General features: G+C 71.4%; 15 protein-coding genes. 14 read left to right on the top strand and 1 reads right to left on the bottom strand.

The window, feature by feature from the left end:
• Positions 1–60: 60 nt before the first annotated feature.
• Complete coding sequence (locus R4P08_RS09590; protein ID WP_317813586.1) at positions 61–1,140, top strand: aromatic ring-hydroxylating dioxygenase subunit alpha; 1,080 nt, start codon at positions 61–63, stop codon at positions 1,138–1,140.
• On the top strand, positions 1,137–2,129 hold the full coding sequence (locus R4P08_RS09585; RefSeq protein ID WP_317813585.1) for a PDR/VanB family oxidoreductase: 993 nt from the start codon (positions 1,137–1,139) through the stop codon (positions 2,127–2,129). Before R4P08_RS09590 ends, R4P08_RS09585 begins: the two co-directional genes overlap by 4 nt.
• Positions 2,130–2,224: 95 nt before the next feature.
• Here R4P08_RS09585 and R4P08_RS09580 read toward each other — a convergent pair whose 3' ends face one another.
• Positions 2,225–3,766 carry an NCS1 family nucleobase:cation symporter-1 gene (locus R4P08_RS09580; RefSeq protein WP_317813584.1) on the bottom strand — a complete coding sequence of 514 codons (1,542 nt, stop codon included), beginning with the start codon at positions 3,764–3,766 and terminating at the stop codon, positions 2,225–2,227.
• 164 nt (positions 3,767–3,930) lie between these two features.
• On the opposite strand from R4P08_RS09580, the gene R4P08_RS09575 reads away from it, so the two are divergent.
• The 12 genes from R4P08_RS09575 to urtA all read left to right on the top strand — a co-directional run bounded on the left by R4P08_RS09575 (position 3,931) and on the right by urtA (position 17,510).
• Positions 3,931–4,677, top strand: coding sequence for a GntR family transcriptional regulator (locus R4P08_RS09575; RefSeq protein WP_317813583.1), 747 nt, complete (start codon positions 3,931–3,933; stop codon positions 4,675–4,677).
• A gap of 62 nt (positions 4,678–4,739) precedes the next feature.
• The gene (locus tag R4P08_RS09570; RefSeq protein WP_317813582.1) at positions 4,740–5,486 is read left to right on the top strand and encodes an aspartate/glutamate racemase family protein; all 747 of its coding nucleotides are present in this window, start codon (positions 4,740–4,742) and stop codon (positions 5,484–5,486) included.
• Positions 5,483–6,898, top strand: a complete 1,416-nt coding sequence (locus R4P08_RS09565) for a DUF6986 family protein (RefSeq protein WP_317813581.1) — start codon at positions 5,483–5,485, stop codon at positions 6,896–6,898. Before R4P08_RS09570 ends, R4P08_RS09565 begins: the two co-directional genes overlap by 4 nt.
• Positions 6,895–8,334: an allantoinase AllB gene (allB, locus tag R4P08_RS09560; RefSeq protein ID WP_317813580.1), complete on the top strand. Its 1,440-nt coding sequence runs from the start codon at positions 6,895–6,897 to the stop codon at positions 8,332–8,334. Before R4P08_RS09565 ends, allB begins: the two co-directional genes overlap by 4 nt.
• Positions 8,335–8,377: 43 nt before the next feature.
• Positions 8,378–9,424: an allantoicase gene (alc, locus tag R4P08_RS09555; protein ID WP_317813579.1), complete on the top strand. Its 1,047-nt coding sequence runs from the start codon at positions 8,378–8,380 to the stop codon at positions 9,422–9,424.
• 144 nt (positions 9,425–9,568) lie between these two features.
• Entirely contained in the window at positions 9,569–9,904 is a 336-nt protein-coding gene (locus R4P08_RS09550; RefSeq protein WP_317813578.1) for an urease subunit gamma, read from the top strand.
• A complete protein-coding gene (locus tag R4P08_RS09545; RefSeq protein ID WP_317813577.1) occupies positions 9,901–10,830 on the top strand; it encodes a hypothetical protein in 930 nt (309 codons plus the stop codon). The genes R4P08_RS09550 and R4P08_RS09545 overlap by 4 nt, the downstream gene beginning before the upstream one ends.
• A gap of 23 nt (positions 10,831–10,853) precedes the next feature.
• Positions 10,854–13,100 carry an urease subunit alpha gene (gene ureC, locus R4P08_RS09540; RefSeq protein ID WP_317813576.1) on the top strand — a complete coding sequence of 749 codons (2,247 nt, stop codon included), beginning with the start codon at positions 10,854–10,856 and terminating at the stop codon, positions 13,098–13,100.
• Positions 13,100–13,924, top strand: coding sequence for an urease accessory protein UreF (locus R4P08_RS09535; RefSeq protein WP_317813809.1), 825 nt, complete (start codon positions 13,100–13,102; stop codon positions 13,922–13,924). Before ureC ends, R4P08_RS09535 begins: the two co-directional genes overlap by 1 nt.
• Positions 13,925–14,107: 183 nt before the next feature.
• Positions 14,108–14,743, top strand: coding sequence for an urease accessory protein UreG (ureG, locus tag R4P08_RS09530; protein ID WP_317813575.1), 636 nt, complete (start codon positions 14,108–14,110; stop codon positions 14,741–14,743).
• Positions 14,740–15,777 carry an urease accessory protein UreD gene (locus tag R4P08_RS09525; RefSeq protein ID WP_317813574.1) on the top strand — a complete coding sequence of 346 codons (1,038 nt, stop codon included), beginning with the start codon at positions 14,740–14,742 and terminating at the stop codon, positions 15,775–15,777. The genes ureG and R4P08_RS09525 overlap by 4 nt, the downstream gene beginning before the upstream one ends.
• A gap of 503 nt (positions 15,778–16,280) precedes the next feature.
• On the top strand, positions 16,281–17,510 hold the full coding sequence (gene urtA, locus R4P08_RS09520) for an urea ABC transporter substrate-binding protein (RefSeq protein ID WP_317813808.1): 1,230 nt from the start codon (positions 16,281–16,283) through the stop codon (positions 17,508–17,510).
• Positions 17,511–17,609: the final 99 nt, after the last annotated feature.

The following is a 17,609-nucleotide window of genomic DNA, read 5'->3' as shown; positions in this document are numbered from 1 at the left end:
AATAAATATTGCTACTTACGATCACGGGTGTCGCTCACCCCGCCACCACAGGGAGTTCCCATGTCTCTACTGAGCCACCCGTCCCCCGAGCTCGACGCCGCGCCGGAACTCCTGCCGCTGCCCCGCAAGCTGACGTTCACCCCGGACGACTGGCAGATCCTCGCCCGCTTCTGGTTCCCGGTCGCCACCTCCACCGAGGTCACCGAGGGACCCCTGGGCGCGACCCTGCTGGACGTCCCCCTGGTGGTCTACCGCGTCGGGGGAGACGTGGTGGTGGCGGACGACCTGTGCCCCCACCGCGGGACCAAGCTGAGCATGGGGGAGGACCAGGGCGACGGCGAGGGCATCAGGTGCCCGTATCACGGCCTGAGGTTCGGTGTGGCGGGGAAATGCACCTCGATCCCCGCCCACCCGGGAGGGACGATCCCCGAGCGGATGCACCTGCGCACGTACGGCGCGGTGGAGAGGTACGGCCTGGTGTGGACGTGCCTGGCGGCGGCCCCCGGCGACGAGCCGTCGATCCCGCCCGTCCCGCACTGGGACGATCCCGGCTTCCAGCAGATCAACTGCCCGTGGATCGACATCGAGGCCTTTGCCGGTCGCCAGCTGGAGGGCTTCCTGGACGTGGGTCACTTCGCCTTTGTCCACCACGAGACTTTTGCCGACCCCGAGAACCAGGTGGTCCCCGAGTACACGCCGGTGCAGACCGCGGACGGGTTCGAGGCCGAGTACTGGTCGACGGTGTCCAACCTGCCGCCCGGGACCGCACTCGAGGTCTCCGACGATTTCCTGTGGCTGCGGCACTACCGCCTGCACGTCCCCTTCACCGGGACCCTGGTGGTGTACTTCCCGGACGGCATCAGGCTCAGCCTGATGAACGCGGCCTCGCCGGTCTCGGCCACCAGGACCCGGCTCTTCGACGCCCGCTGCCGCAACTTCGACACCGACCAGCCGCTGTCCGAGGTGTACGCCTTCAACCTGCAGGTCTTCAACGAGGACCGCCGGGTGGTGGAACACCAGAAGCCCGAGAACCTCCCGCTGGACCCGAAACTCGAGGTACACATCCCCGCCGACCGGTCCTCGATCGCCTACCGCCGGGCCCTCCGCGCCGCCGGCCTGTCCCAGTTCTTCTCCGCATGAGCGCCGCCGGACTCGTCGAGGTCGTGGTCCACTCGCTCACCTCGGACGGCGACCGGGTGCTCCTGGTGGACCTGCGCCCGGTGGACACGGGCGCGGTGGGCACCGATGCGAAGTTGCCGCCGTTCGAGGCCGGGGCGCACCTCGACCTCCACCTCGACTCACCCAGCGGATCCGTCGTCCGGCAGTACTCGCTCATCGGGCCGGACGACGACACCAGCCGCTATCTCATCGCGGTGCTGCGCGAGCGCGACGGCCGGGGAGGCTCGGCCGCCGTCCACGGGCTCGCGGTGGGGACCCGGCTGGCGGTGTCGCCGCCGCGCAACAGCTTCCGGCTGGACCCGGGGGCCGGGCACAGCGTCCTCCTCGCCGGCGGCATCGGGGTCACCCCGGTCGTGGCGATGGCCGAGCGACTGCACCGCCAGGGCGCCTCGTTCGAGCTGCACGTGTACTCCGCGACCCCGCAGACCCTCCCGCTCGCCCGTCACCTCGAGGGCCGACCGTGGCGCGACCGGGTGGTTCTCCACTACAGCTCCGCCGGGGACGGGTTCCGGGGGAACGCCCAGTCGGTGATCCCCCGGCACACTCCGGGTCGGGCGCTCTACGTCTGTGGCCCGCTGGGGATGATCGCCTCGGCGACGGCCTGCGCCTCGGCGCGGGAATGGCCCCGGAGCGCGGTCCACACCGAGCAGTTCGCCCGGTCCCAGGCGGTGGAGACCGCCGGGGAGGAATTCACCGTCGTCGTGGCCTCGACCGGTCGGGAGCTCGCCGTCGGGCCCGAGGAGACGATCGCCGCCGTACTGCGGCGCCACGGCATCGAGACCACCCTGGCCTGCGAACAGGGGCTCTGCGGATCCTGCCTGACGCCGGTCCTCGCCGGGATCCCCGATCACCGCGACGAGGTGCAGTCCCCGGCCGAGCGGGAGACCAACACGCTGATCAACGTGTGCTGTTCGCGGTCCCTCAGCCCGTCGCTGACCCTCGGGATCTGACGATGCGACACGCGTACGCCGACGCCCCCGCGAGAGGTGGGTATCTCGCGGGGGCGTCGGGGATGAGCGGTGCTGTGAGAAGCCAGAGCCGGGGTTCAGCCCTGGGCAACGCCTCCGTCCACCCGGACCGACGGCTCGAGCTCGTCGTCGGTCGGCAGCGGAGCTGTCTGCGGCCGGACCCGCTCGAGCAGGTAGAAGGCCAGCGCACCCACGAAGCAGGAGACGAACCAGGAGAAGTTGCCCAGGTCGCCCATCGCGGGGATCAGCACGAAGCACATGCCCACGACCGCGCCGATCACCGTGGCGGCCACGGCGTTGGTGTTGAACCCGCGGGTGTACCAGTACTTGCCGGTGGGCGAGGACGAGAAGAGGTCGTCCACCTTCACCCGCTGCTTGGCCGCGACGAAGTAGAAGGTGATGAGCACGCCGAACAGCGGACCGATGAAGCAGGCCAGGATGCCGAGGGTGTACTTGATGACGTCCGCGGAGTCGTAGAGGTTCCACGGCGTGAGCAGCAACGAGCCGACGGCGGCGATCATGCCGCCGGTGCGCCAGCTGATCTTGGTGGGCGCGACCTGCGAGAAGTCGAAGGCCGGAGCGATGAAGTTCGCCACGATGTTGATGCCGATCGTCGCGATGATCACCGTGAGCGCGCCGATCACCACGGCGGTGGTGCTGTCGATGGCCTCGATGGTCTCGACCGGGTCGGTGATGATCTGGCCGTAGACCGGCAGGGTGGCCGCGGCGGTCACCACGACCAGGGCCGAGAAGAACAGGATGTTGACCGGCAGCCCGAGGAAGTTGCCCAGCTTGACGGCCTTGTAGGACTCGCCGTACCGCGAGATGTCGCCGAAGTTCAGGCTGGGCCCGGAGAAGTAGGACACCATGATCGCGATCCCGGCGAAGAAGGCGAACACCGCCTCCCGCCCGGAGAGGGGCTCGCTACCGAGCGAGAAGTCCAGCGCGCCAAAGCCGCCGGCCTTGACCACCAGGTACCCGGCCAGCGCGAACATCACCACGTACACGGCGGGGCCCGCCACGTCGATGAAGCGGCGGATGGCCCCCATCCCGCGCCAGAACACCAGAATCTGCAGGCTCCACATGATGAAGAACGCCAGGTAGCCCACCGGGTGCAGGCCCAGGAAGGAGTACTGGGCCTCGTCGGCGTAGGGGGCCATGGACGGCCACAGCTTGAGGATGAGCATGACCAGCACCTGGGAGGCCAGGTAGGTCTGGATGCCGTACCAGGCCACCGCGATGATGCCGCGGATCAGGGCGGGGATGTTGGCGCCCTTGATGCCGAACGCCGCCCGACAGATCACCGGGAACGGGACGCTGGTCACCTGGCTGGGCTTGGCCACCAGGTTCACGGCGAGGTTGACGATCAGGATCGCCACGATGATCGCCAGGAACACCTGCCAGGAGGCCAGCCCCATGGCGAACAGCGAGGTGGCCGTGACGTAACCGCCCACCGAGTGCACGTCCGACATCCAGAACGCGAAGATGTTGTACGCCTTCCAGCGCTGCTCCTTGAGCGGCGCCAGTTCCTCGTTGACCAGCAGGGGGTCGTAAGCGCCGAACGGCGCGGGCGGCGCCGCACCGGCCGCGACTGGTGGACTGTCGGGAGCGATGGTCATGGGTCCCTCCGGGGGTCTGGGCTCACGGTGTGCGAGCACGCTTTTCACGGCCTCGGTATACCCTCGCCGCCTGAAATCCCGCCTTTCCGGGATCCTTCGAGGTGTCGTACTCTCAGTGGCGAACGTTGGTATACCAGCGACGTGAATGAGAGTGAGCGTGTGCGATGACCGAACCGTCAGCGTCAGGTAACGAATTTGTAAATCCGGTGGGGACGACGACGACGAGGCCGGACGACTCCTCGTCGGAGCTCAATCTCGTGGACCGCGTGTACCGCCGGCTCCGGAGCGACATCATCGACGCCCGGATCGACGCCGGCACGCCGCTCCGGGAACGCGAGCTGGCCGAGCGATTGCAGGTCTCGCGCGTCCCGGTCCGCGAGGCCCTGCCCCGGCTCGAGGCCGGGGGGTTCGTGCGCATCGAGCCGCGGCGCCCGGCCGTGGTCACCCACGTGTCCTTTGACGACCTCGACGAACTCTTCGAACTGCGGGGCCCGATCGAGGCGACCGTGGCCCGGCTCGCCGCGGCCCGGGTGGCCGAGGGTGCCGACCCGGCAGCGCTGCTCGCGATCCTGGCCGAGGCGCGGTCCGCCCTGGACGACCACACTCACGATGACGCCCACGAGCACTTCATGTGCTGCAACGGGCAGCTCCACGCGGAGATCGTGGCGCTGGCCGGGAACCCCCTGCTCGACCGGGTGATGGCGCCGCTGGCCGACCGCACCGACCGGCTCAACGGCGTCAGCCAGCACCACGACCGCGAGAGTCGTCACGAGGAGCACGTGTTCCTGGTGGAGGCCATCACCACCGGCAACGCCGACCTCGCGGGCTCGTGCGCGGTCGTGCACATCGAGCGCGAGCGTCGCCGGGCCATGGCCGCCCTGCCCTCCCACCCCCACTTCGCGGGCCGGTGATCCCGGTGCCCGCGCTGACTCCCGCCCCAGCCCCAGCCCCCGCTCCCCGAGAGGAGACCACCATGAGACTCCTCGTGGTCAACGTCAACACCACAGAGGCGATGACGGCCGAGATCGACCGTGCCGCCCGCCTTGCCGCCTCGCCGGGCACCGAGATCGTGGCGCTGACCCCCGACTTCGGCCCCGCCTCGGTGGAGGGCAACTACGAGAGCCTCGTGGCCGGCGTGGCGATGTGTGAGCGGGTCGCGCGCTACGACCAGCCCTACGACGGCGTGGTCCTCGCCGGGTACGGCGACCACGGCCGCGAGGCGCTGCAGGAGATCTGTTCCGTCCCGGTGATCGACATCACCGAGGCCTCGGCGATGACGGCGATGCTGCTCGGGCACCGCTTCGGGGTGGTCACCACCCTGGACCGCACCGTGCCGCTGATCCACGACCGGCTGCTGGTGGCGGGGCTGACCGCCCGCTGCGCCGGTATCCGCGCCGCCGACGTGCCCGTGCTGGCGCTGGAGAACGCTCCCGAGGCGAGCCTGGACCCGATCGTCGAACAGGCCCGGCTGCTGGTCGAGCAGGACCGCGCCGAGGTGATCTGCCTTGGCTGCGGCGGCATGGCGGGGCTGGCCGACCGGATCCGCGACGAGCTGTCGGTCCCCGTGGTCGACGGCGTGGCCTCCGCGGTCGCGCAGGCCGAATCGCTGGTGCGACTGGGACTGACCACCTCGCGCGTCCGGACGTTCGCCGCGCCGCTGCCCAAGCACGTCACCTTCCCGTCGGGCGCGCCCGCGCTGAGGGCGGGGGTCGGCGCATGACCGCCCTGCAGCAACGCCTGTGCGCCGACGCGGATGCGGCCCTGACCGACGCCGACGCCGAGCTGGCCGCGCTCTTCCCCGGCACGCCGGCCACCCGCCAGCCCGTGCACACGCTGTACCTGCCGGCCGAGCGCGTCTCCGGGGACGTGATCGCCGAGGTGGGCGCCGCCGCGCTCGCGGTATTCGACGAGCACCTGCCGGATGTCGACGCGCTGCTGCGGATATTTGGTCACGACCAGTTCGGCGGCGACCCGCTCGGCCACGCCGTGGTCGATCCCGCCGAGGCGCCGGCCCTGCACGCGCTGGTGCGGGCCAAGCTGGAGGGGGAACCGGTCGAGGATCTGCGCATCGACTTCGAGGACGGCTTCACCCAACGCGGCGTGCCCGCCGCGGGCCGCGACCGCGACGAGGACGCGCACGTCGACAGGGTGCTCGCCGAGCTGCTCACTCCGCGATCCGCGCAGCCACCGGGCGACGGGACGGCCTCGTCGTCGTCATCGTCGTCGTCCCTCCCGCCGTTCTGGGGCCTGCGGTTCGGCTCGCTCGATCCGGTCACCCGGAGGCGCGGCATCGCGACGTTCACGCGCCTGGTCGCCGGGCTCGCCGACGCTCCCGACCGCGACGCGCTGCTCGCGGGGTTCCGGCCGACGCTGCCCAAGGTGACCTCGGTCGACCAGGTGCGGGCGATGGTCACCCTGTGCCGCGAGCTCGAGAGCGCGTGCGGCCTGCCCGAGCGCGCCCTGCGGTTCGAGATCCAGATCGAGACGCCGCAGTCGATCTGCGCTCCCGACGGATCAGCACTGGTGGCGCGGCTGCTCCATGCCGCCGCCGGGCGCTGCATCGGGCTCCACTACGGGACCTACGACTACTCGGCCGCCTGCGGGATCGCCGCCGAGTACCAGGCCATGGACCACCCGGCGGCCGACCACGCCAAGGCCGTCATGCAGGTGGCGGCCGCGGGCACCGGCGTCGCGCTGTCCGACGGCTCGACCAACCGTCTGCCCGTCGGTGACGCGGAGGCCGTGCACGAGGCGTGGCGGCTGCACGCGCGGCTGGTCGACCGGTCGCTGCGCCGCGGCTTCTACCAGGGCTGGGACCTGCACCCGGCGCAGCTGGTCTCGCGGTACGTGGCCACCTACGCCTTCTACCGCCGCTCCCTTGCCACCGCGTGCGCGCGCATCGCCGCCTACCTGGGCACGGGGCCGGACGCGGGATACCTCGATGAGCCGGCCACCGCCCGCGCCCTGGCCGACTTCCTTGTGCGCGCGCTGGACTGCGGGGCGGCCACCGCCGCCGAGATCGCCGAGTCGGCCGGCGTGGACCGCGCCGCGCTCGACCGCTTGCGGCGCCCGGGCGGCGGACAAGCCCACGACGACAACGACAACGACGACAACGTGAGGACCTCGAGATGACTGCACATACTGGCGGGGTCGAATCAGCCGGAGCCGGGGCCGGGGCCGCGACGCCCGGCGGCGACCTGGTCATCCGCGCGCGCAGAGCGGTCGTGGGTGCGGTGGTCGTTCCCGCCACGATCACCGTCTCCGGCGGGCTCATCAACGCCGTCGACACCGGCCCCGGCGCGCTGACGGCCGCCCCGCCGGCGGGCGCGACCGTGGTGGACCTCGACGACGACGAGGTCCTGCTGCCCGGCCTGGTCGACACCCACGTGCACGTCAACGAGCCCGGCCGCACCGACTGGGAGGGGTTCACCAGCGCCACCCGCGCCGCGGCGTGCGGCGGGGTGACCACCCTGATCGACATGCCGCTCAACTCGAGCCCCGTGACCACCAGCCCGGACGCCCTCGACGCCAAGCTGGCCAGTACGGCCGGGAAGCTGCACGTCGACGCCGGGTTCTGGGGCGGCGCGGTGCCGGAGAACCTGGGCCGGCTGCGCGAGCTGTGGGACCGCGGGGTGTTCGGGTTCAAGTGCTTCCTGCTGCACTCGGGAATCGACGAGTTCCCGCCCCTGGACCCGGAGCAGATGGAAGCGGCCATGGCGGAGATCGCGGAGTTCGACGGCCTGCTGATCGTGCACGCCGAGGACGCCGGGACCATCGACGCGCAGTCCGAACCGTCCGGGCCGGCGTACGCGGGGTTCCTGGACTCCCGGCCGGTCGCCGCCGAGATCCTGGCGATCCAGCAGGTGATCGACGGCGTGCGGCGCACCGGTTGCCGCGCGCACATCCTGCACCTGTCGGCCGCGGCAGCGCTCCCGCTCATCCGCGCCGCCAAGGCCGAGGGCCTGCCGCTGACGGTGGAGACGTGCCCGCACTACCTGTCGCTGTTCTCCGAGGAGATCCAGCCCGGCGCCACCCACTACAAGTGTTGTCCCCCGATCCGCGACGCGGGCAACCGCGAGGGACTGTGGGAGGGGCTGCGCGACGGGACCATCGACATAGTGGTCTCCGACCACTCGCCGTGCGTGCCCGAGCTCAAGCGCTTCGACACCGGTGACTTCGGTCAGGCCTGGGGCGGGATCGCCTCTGTGCAGCTGGGCCTGCCGATCATCTGGTCCGAGGCCCGGCGGCGGGAGATGGGACTGCCCGACGTGGTGCGGTGGATGGCCTCGGGTCCCGCTGAATTCGCGGGTCTGGCGGACCGCGGCGCGATCCGGCCCGGAGCCCGCGCCGACCTGGTGGTCCTGGCCCCCGACGACGCCTTTGTGGTGCTGCCCGAGCGGCTCCAGCACAAGAACCCCGTCACCGCCTACGCCGAGCGAGCCCTGGCCGGCGTGGTGCGCGAGGTGTACCTGGCCGGCCGCCGCGTGGACCTCGAGCGTCCCGCCGCGGGCCATCCGGTGTTCCGCCCGGGCGCCCCCGGCGACCGCCCGGCACCGCACCGACCCTGAGACCAGCCCTGTTGTGACCCCTTCTGCGAACGGAGACCCCCGAATGACCGCATCAGATCTCACCGACGCACCCTTGACCGCAGGGCCCGCCTTCCTCGCCCTGCCCGACCTGGCCTCGCGCGCTCTGGCCGGCGCCGTGGTCCACGCCGACGACGAGTTCTTTGCCGAGAAGGAGAACCTGCTCCTGCCCGGTGCCCCGATCTTCGATCCCACCCTGTTCGGCCACAAGGGCAAGATCTACGACGGCTGGGAGACCCGCCGCCGCCGCACGCCGGGCGAGGACTCGGCGACCGTGCGACTCGGCGTGCCGGGCGTGGTCCGGGGCGTGGTGGTGGACACCGCCTTCTTCCGCGGCAACTACCCGCCGGAGGTCGCTCTGGACGGCGCGTGGGTCGAGGGGTACCCGGACGCCGCGGAGCTCGCGGCCGCACCGTGGCGCCCGCTGGTCCCGCCGTCCCCGGCGCAGGGCGACGCCCTCAACACCTACGAGGTGGCTGACGAGGCCCCGGTGACGCACGTGCGCCTGCGGATGATCCCCGACGGCGGGATCGCCCGGCTGCGCGTGCACGGCCTACCGACCCCGGACCCGCGTTTCCTCGCCGGGACCGTCGACCTGGCGGCCGCGGAGAACGGCGGCCGGATCGTGGACTGCTCGGACCTGTTCTACTCGTCGCCGGCCAACATCATCGGTCCCGGGCGCTCCCGCAACATGGGTGAGGGCTGGGAGAACGCCCGCCGGCGCGACAACGGCAACGACCACGTGACCGTGGCCCTGGCCGGCGCGGGCACGGTGGACCACGTGGAGATCGACACCTCCTACTACGTCGGTAATGCCCCCGGGTCGGCGTCGTTGCGCGGCATCCGCAGCGCCGAGGACCTGGACCGGCCCGAGGCGTGGATCGAGCTGGTCCCGCGCACGCGGCTGCAGCCGGACTGCCGTCACCGCTACCTCGTGGAGCCCGGGGCGGAGCCGGTGCAGTTCGTGCGCGTCGACGTCTTCCCGGACGGCGGCATCGCGCGCCTGCGGGTGAACGGCCGGCTCACCGCGGAGGCGCTGGACGCGCTCGCCGCCCGCATCCCGCGCGCCTGAGCGGAGCCCCCGCCGGCGCAGGTGGCGGCGCAGGTGGCGGCGCACAGGCCGCAACTGGCGGCGCCGTGCTGTCACGTAACACGGCCGACACACTGCGCCGCTAGCGTGATCCACCGTCACCCAAGCGCACGAGAGGACCCGTGGATGAAGCTCACCCCCCGCGAGCTGGACAAACTCACGCTGTTCACCGCCGCCGAGGTCGCGCGCCGCCGGCTCGAGCGGGGGGTGCTGCTCAATGTCCCGGAGGCCACCGCGCTGATCTCGTGGGAGATCGTCGAGCACGCCCGCGACGGCCGGACGGTGGCCGAGTGCATGAACCTGGGCCGCCAGGTGCTCACCGCGAACCAGGTGATGTCCGGGGTGGTGGAGCGCGTGCCCATGATCCAGGTGGAGGCCACGTTCCCGGACGGGACCAAGCTCGTCACCGTCCACGACCCCATCGGTCACGGTTCGACGGGCGCCGCGGAGCAGCAGGCATGACGCACGGCCACGAGCACGACAACGGCCACTCGCACGGCCACGAGCACGACAACGGCCACTCGCACGGCCACGAGCACAACAACGGCCACGACCACGTGCACGACCACGCGCACGGCCACCAGAACGCCCCTGATCATCGCGACCCCGCCTCGGCCCGGGTGGTGGCGGCGATCGGACCCGAGTCCGAGGCGATGCCGGAGATCGGCATCCCGTCCGCCCGGCCGGGTCGGGGCTTGAGCGAACTCGTGGAGGCGGAGTCGGCGGCGGCGGGGGAGGGCGGCGTCGTTGTCGTCGTCCCCCTGACCTTCGGTCGCGCGCCCGCGATGATCGCCGACTGTTCCCGGACGTTGCGCGACGTCCGGCCGCGGCTCGCCCCGGGGTCGCTGGTCCTGGCCGCGCCGCTCGGCGACGCGACGCTGCTGGTCACGCGCCTGCGCGCCGCGATCCGCCGGCACAGCGTCAACGGAAACAGCGTGGCGGACACCGCCGGGGCCGAGTCGGTGCTGGTGGTGAGCCCGTCGATCGACCCCTTCGCCGACGCCGAGCTGTTCCGGCTGGCGCGGCTGGCGCGGCAGTACGGCCGGCCCGGGCTGGTGGAGGTCGCCTTCCACGGCGGCGCGGAGCCCGACCCCGACGTGGCTGCCGGGCTCGCGCGCGTCGAGGCCCTCGGCGGGGGTCGGCCGCTGCTGGTCAGCGCGACCCTGGCCCCGGCGCCCGCGCTCGGCCTCGACCTGCCCGGGGAGGGCGCGTACCTGCTGGGGCCGGCGGTGCTGCGCAGCGTGCTCGACACCCGCGTCCGCGACGCGGTCCACCAGCTCGACCACGGCGACGACGGCATCGACGCCGCCCTCGACGCCGAGGACGGCCACGGCTACGCCCACTCGCACGTGGCCGCCGACGGCACCGTCTTCACCCACTCGCACTAGCCCGACGAACCCAGGAGCGACCCATGTCCGGATCGGTGCCCTACCAGTACGGCAGCGGCGACATCACCCTCGCGGCCGGCCGCGCGACCGTCGAGGTGCGCGTGACCAACACCGGCGACCGGGCCGTGCAGGTGGGCTCGCACTACCACTTCTTCGAGGCCAACCGGGAGCTGCGCTTCGACCGCCCGGCGGCCTACGGGCGGCACCTGGCGATCGGCGCGGGCCTGGCGGTGCGCTTCGAGCCCGGCCAGAGCCGCACGGTCCGCCTGGTGGACTACGCCGGCGAGCGCGTGTGTCACGGCTTCTCCGGTCTGGTCGACGGGCCGCTCGACGACCCGGCCATCCGCGAGCGCGCGCTGCAGCGCATGGTCACCGGTAGGTTTCTGAGCACGGCCGGACCAGGCGGTGGGGACGTCACCGACCGTAAGGACGACGACGACGAGGTCGCGCAGCCCGCGGGCCGGGAGCCCGTCGTCGAGGGCCCGCCCACGGTCATGCCGCGTGCCACGTACACCGACATCTACGGACCCACCGTCGGTGATCGCCTGCAGCTGGCCGACACCGTGCTGACGATCGAGGTCACGACCGACCACAACGCGGTGACCACCGACGGCTCCAGCGGGTATGGCGAGGAGGCCGTCTACGGCGGCGGCAAGGCGATCCGCGACGGAATGGCGCAGGACCCGGCGGGCACCCGGGCGTCCGGCGCGCTGGACATGGTCATCACGGGCGCGATCATCGTGGACGCGGTGCTCGGCGTGGTCAAGGGCGACATCGGGGTGCGCGACGGGCGGATCGTGGCTATCGGCAAGGCCGGCAACCCGCACCTGCAGGACGGCGTGCACCCCGACCTGGTGATCGGCCCCGGCACGGAGGTGGTGGCGGGCGAGCACAAGATCGTCACCGCCGGAGGAGTGGACACCCATATCCACTTCATCGCGCCCCAGCAGGTGGAGGAGGCGCTGTCCAACGGCGTGACCACACTGTTCGGCGGCGGCACCGGACCGGCCGAGGGCACCAAGGGCACCACCTGCACGCCGGGCGCGTGGAACATCGGGCGGATGCTGCAGGCCGCCGACGGGCTGCCGGTGAACATCGGGATCCTGGGTAAGGGCAACACCTCGCAGCCGGAGTCGGCGATCGAGCAGATCGTCGCCGGCGCGGTGGGGCTGAAGATCCACGAGGACTGGGGCACCACTCCCGCCACGATCCGCTGCGTGCAGGCGGTGGCCGATGAGTACGACGTGCAGGTGGCGATCCACACCGACACCCTCAACGAGTCCGGCTTCTACGAGGACACGCGCGCCGCGCTGGGCGACTCCACCATCCACACCTTCCACTCCGAGGGCGCGGGCGGTGGTCACGCCCCGGACATCCTGCGGGTGTGCGGCGAGCCCAACGTGCTGCCCGCCTCCACCAACCCGACGCTGCCGTACACGGTGAACTCGGTGGACGAGCTGCTGGACATGGTGATGGTCTGCCACCACCTGTCCCACGACATCCCCGAGGACGTGAGCTTTGCCGACTCCCGCGTGCGCGCGGAGACCATCGCCGCCGAGACGGTGCTGCACGACGAGGGGATCATCTCGATCTTCTCCTCGGATTCGCAGGCCATGGGCCGGATCGGCGAGTCGTGGCAGCGCGCGTTCCAGACCGCCCACCACTGCCGCGTCGAGCGCGGGCCGCTGCCCGAGGACGTGGCGGCCTCGCCCGACGGCTCGTCGCCCGACGGACGCGGCGGGGCGCGCAACGACAACGAGCGGGTCCTGCGCTACGTCGCCAAGATGACCATCAACCCCGCGATCGCCGCCGGCATCGCCGACCACCTCGGCTCGATCGAGCCGGGCAAGCTCGCGGACCTGGTGGTGTGGCCGGTCGACTCGTTTGCCGCCAAGCCCTCGCTGATCATCAAGGGCGGCATGATCGTGTGGGCGCCGATGGGCGATCCCAACGCGTCCCTGCCCACGCCGCAGCCGGTGATCTACCGCCCGATGTTCGGGGCCTACGGCGGGGCGCTGCAGTCCACGCGGGTGACGTTCCTGTCCGCGGCCGCGATCGAGGCGGGCATCCCCGAGCAGCTGGGCCTGACCTCGCCGTGCCTGCCGGTGCGTGGCTGCCGCGGGATCGGCAAGAAAGACATGGTCCGCAACGACCGCTGCCCGGACATCCAGGTGGATCCCGAGACCTACGTGGTCACCGTCGACGGCGAGCCCGCCACCATCGCCCCGGCCACCACGTTGCCGCTGGCCCAGCTGCACTACCTGGCGTGATGGGCGGCGTCGGCGGGGTTGGTGCGGAGAGGGGCGACGACGACGAGGCCGGCCGCGCGCCGGGACTGGCGCAGTTACTCCTTGCGCTCCAGTTCACCGACTCCTCGTTCCCCTCGGGCATGTACACGCTCTCGCACGGGCTGGAGGGGCTGCGGCAGCAGGGCGCCGTCGATTCGGGGTCCCTGCCGGAGGTGTTGCACGGGATCCTGCGGCACTCGGCCGGACCCGCCGATGCCACGGCGCTGGCCCTGGCGTGGGCGGCGACCCGCGAGCACGGGCCGGGCGGAGGGGGTTCCGAGCAGGGCGACGTCGGCCCTGCGGACCCTGAGCAGGGCAGCGCCGACCATGACTCTCTGCTCTCCGCGCTCACCCGCATCGACCAGCGGCTGCATGCCACCCGGCTGGCCCGCGAGTTCCGCGACGGCGCCACTCGCACCGGCAAGCAGGTCCTCGACCTGGCCGCGGAGCTGCTCGAGGACCCGGTGGTCAGTGTGTGGAACGCCCACGTCCGGGCCCGGCGCACGCCGGGTTCGCAGTCGGTGGTGATGGGCGTGGTCTACGCCCGCGGCGGGCTGGCCCAACGCGATGCCGTGGCCGCGGACCTGACAGCCCTGGTCGTCAGCCTGGCCGGCGCCAGCCTGCGCCTACGCCTGAGCGATCACCGCAGCGCGCAGGCGCTGGTCCGGGGGGCGGCGCCGGTGATCGCCGAGGTCGCCGACGCCGCGGTAAGCCGGTCGCTTGAGGAGCTCGGCGGCTTCGCCCCGATGCTCGACCTGGCCTCGTGCCACCACGAGCGCGCGGACGCGCGGCTGTTCGCCAGCTGAGCCCAACGCTCTAGTCGACCCAGTTCTCTAGTCGACCCAGTGCTCTAGCTGATCGCAGTGCTCTGACCTGCGGTGCCCTGAACAGCCTGTGCAGGGCACCCCAGGTCAGCGGCTATCAGGAGGTGCTCCCCGCGACAGCGCTGCGCAACACTGCCGAAACACGGCTCCAGTAGCGTTTCCGCCATGGCAGAGGCACAGCAGGTGTTGCGGGTCGGGATCGGTGGGCCGGTCGGCTCCGGCAAGACCGCACTCATTGAGGCACTGATCCCGGAGTTGATCGCCCGCGGGCGCACCCCGGCCGTGATCACCAACGACATCTACACGCAGGAGGACGCCGAACACGTCCGCCGCACGCTCGCCGGGGTGCTCGACCCCGCCCGCGTGGTGGGCGTGGAGACCGGCTCGTGCCCGCACACCGCCGTCCGCGACGACCCGACCATGAACCTCGCCGCGGGGGCCGAGATGCTCGAGGAGCACCCCGACGTCGACACGCTGATCTACGAATCGGGCGGCGACAACCTCACGCTCACCTTCTCCCCGGCGCTGGTGGACCTGTTCCTGTTCGTCCTGGACACCGCCGAGGGCGACAAGATGCCCCGCAAGCGCGGCCCCGGGATCACCGAGTGCGACCTGCTGGTGATCAACAAGATCGACATCGCCCAGTACGTGCGCTGCGACCTGGGCATAATGTCCTCCGACGCCGACCGCGTGCGCTCGGGCAAGCCCGTCGTCCTCACCGACTGCCTGAGCGGCACCGGGATCGACGAGGTTCTGGACTACCTCGAGTCCCGCCGGACAGGTCTGCTCGTCACGTCGTGAGCGAACACCGCGACCACGGCGCACCAGTCGGGAGCGGTGGCTCCGCAGACCGCCTCTCTCGCGCCGCCGACCCCGGGTTCGTCTGGCCCGTGGTGGCCGCCGGACCCCAGCACGGGCCGGGTTCGTTGCCCGTCGGTTCGCCCGGCAAGGTCGGGGTGCTGGACCTGGACTTCCGCGTGGACGCCGGCGGCCGCACCGTGCTGGCCGATCGGTTCCAGAAGTCGCCACTGCAGGTCATGCGCCCGCTGTACGTGGACCCGGTGCTGCGTGGGGTGCCCGTGGTCTACGTGATGTCGACCGGCGGCGGGATCGTCGGCGGCGACCGCCTGGACATGGACATCCGGCTGGCCCCCGGCGCGCACGCCCTGGTCACCACCCAGGCCGCGAACCGGGTGCACCGGATGGACGTGGGCTATGCGACCCAGACGGTCTCGCTGCGGCTGGGCGCCGGGGCGGTCTGCGAATGGCTGCCCGACCCGCTCATCCCGTACGGCGGCAGCCGGTTCCAGCAGCGGCTGCGGGCCGAGGTGCCCGAGGACGCGGTGTTGATCGCCGCCGACATCCTCTCGGCCGGACGAGTAGCCCGCGGGGAGCGCTGGGACGTGGATGCCTACGTGTCCGCTGTGGAGATCGTCCGACCCGACCAGACCCCGCTCGCGGTGGACACCACCCGCATCACCTCGGGCGAAGCCGGCCACCCGCTGGTCACGGGGGACGCCGACGCCATCGCCACTCTGTTCGTGGTGGCCCCGGGCCCGGCCGAGGAGCTGGCAACGGTGATGCGCGATGCTGCGGATGTGGCCGCGGGACAGGCCGAGGCGGAGGGGCGAACCGCGAGCGAGGGACGGGAGGGCCGGCCCGGCAGCGCGGGAGCAGTGCGCTGCGGGGTGAGCACCCTTCCCAACGGCTGCGGTGCGTGGCTGCGCGCTGTGGGCCGCGATCAGGAAGGCGTCGAAGCCGCAGTTCGCCAGGTGTGGTCGGCGGTCCGCACCCATCTGCTCGGGGCGCCGGCGCCCGACCTGCGCAAGAGCTGACCGTCGTCGTCAGGCGGGCAGTTGGGCTGGGGCTCCCCGTCGTCGTGGCGGTGCGGCGCTGTGACCTGGCGGGCGTACACAGCAGCAGCGCGACCGGCCCGGGATGCGCTGCCCCACTGTCCTGCGCGCCCTCTTGGGTCCATTCCCGCAGCGCACCAGGGCGTTCGGCGTACGAAGTGGCATCGCAAGCCGAGGGGGCAGCGTATACGGCGACGGTTACGCGGCCCCTCTGCTCGCACGGAACCCGGGGCTGGCGCCTGACCTGCGCAAAAGCTGACTGGACACGTGTCACACAGCGTTCACGCCACAGGGGTAGAGGCAACGCGCGCGAAACATTGGCGACCCCCGGGACTCACACAGCGTGAATAGCTTTACCTGCATCGAGCTTCGAGCCCCGCACCGCGGGGGAAATCGACAGCCGGTCGTCAAAGGTCAGGTCTTCAGTGAACTTCACCTCCATCTCCTCTGGTCAGCAGGGCCGCGCGAGCCGTACCCGGCGCGCGCTGGCCGCCGCCGGTCTCGTGATCCTGGGCGCCGGCGCGCTCACCGCCTGCGGCAGCAAGACATCTGACACGGCGGCGGCCGCAGCCGAGTCGTGTGTCGACACCTCCGGCGACAGCATCAAGATCGGGTCGCTGCACTCGCTCTCGGGCACCATGGCGATCTCCGAGAAGACCGTGCGCGACTCGGTGGCCCTGGCGGTCGAGCAGATCAACGCCGAGGGCGGCGTCCTGGGCAAGCAGATCGTCCCGGTGGTCGAGGACGGCGCGTCCGATCCGGCGGTGTTCGCCGAGAAGGCGCAGAAGCTCATCACCAGCGACTGCGTGGCCGCGATCTTCGGTGGCTGGACCTCGTCCTCGCGCAAGGCGATGCTGCCCGTGGTCGAGGACGCCAACGCGCTGCTCTACTACCCGGTGCAGTACGAGGGGTTGGAGGCGTCCGAGAACATCTTCTACACCGGCGCCACCACCAACCAGCAGATCGTGCCGGCACTGGACTACCTCAAGCAAGAGGGCATCAAGTCCATGTACCTGGTGGGCTCGGACTACGTGTTCCCGCAGACCGCCAACCGCGTGATCAAGGCCTGGGCCGACGCCAACGGTGTCGAGATCCTGGGCGAGGACTACACCCCGCTCGGTTCCACGGACTTCTCCACCATCGTCAACAAGGTGCGCACCGCCAACCCGGACGCGGTGTTCAACACCCTCAATGGCGACTCCAACGTGGCGTTCTTCCGCGAGTACTCCAACGCGGGGCTGTCCGCCGAGGACACCCCCGTGGTGAGCGTGTCCATCGCAGAGGAGGAGGTCCAGGGCATCGGCGCCACGAACATCGAGGGTCAGCTGACCTCGTGGAACTACTACCAGACCATCGAGTCGCCCGAGAACACCTCCTTCGTCGAGGCGTTCAAGGCCAAGTACGGCGCGAACCGCGTGACCTCCGATCCCATGGAGGCCGCGTACACCTCGCTGTTCCTGTGGAAGAACACGGTCGAGAAGGCGGGCAGCTTCGACGTGGCCGCGATCCAGGAGGCCGCCGACGGCGTGAGCTTCGACGCCCCCGAGGGCACCGTGACCATCGACGGCAGCAACAACCACATCGCCAAGACCGCGATCATCGGCGAGATCCGACCCGACGGCCTGATCTACGAGGTGTGGAGCTCCGGCGAGCCCATCCAGCCGGACCCGTTCCTCGAGACCTACGACTGGGCCGGTGAGCTGTCGGGTAACTGACACCGCACCCGGCAGACGCTTCCCGTCCCGCGCATCACACCACGCAACACGCCCGCATCCCGCCGCGGCGGTCCCGGTAAGTAAGGGCCCGCCGCGGCG

Origin of the sequence: Rhodococcus sp. IEGM 1408 (assembly GCF_033142235.1) — a bacterium.
Lineage (GTDB): Bacteria > Actinomycetota > Actinomycetes > Mycobacteriales > Mycobacteriaceae > Dietzia.
The sequence above is the reverse complement of the archived record's forward strand: the minus strand, read 5'-3'. Positions and strand labels throughout refer to the sequence as shown.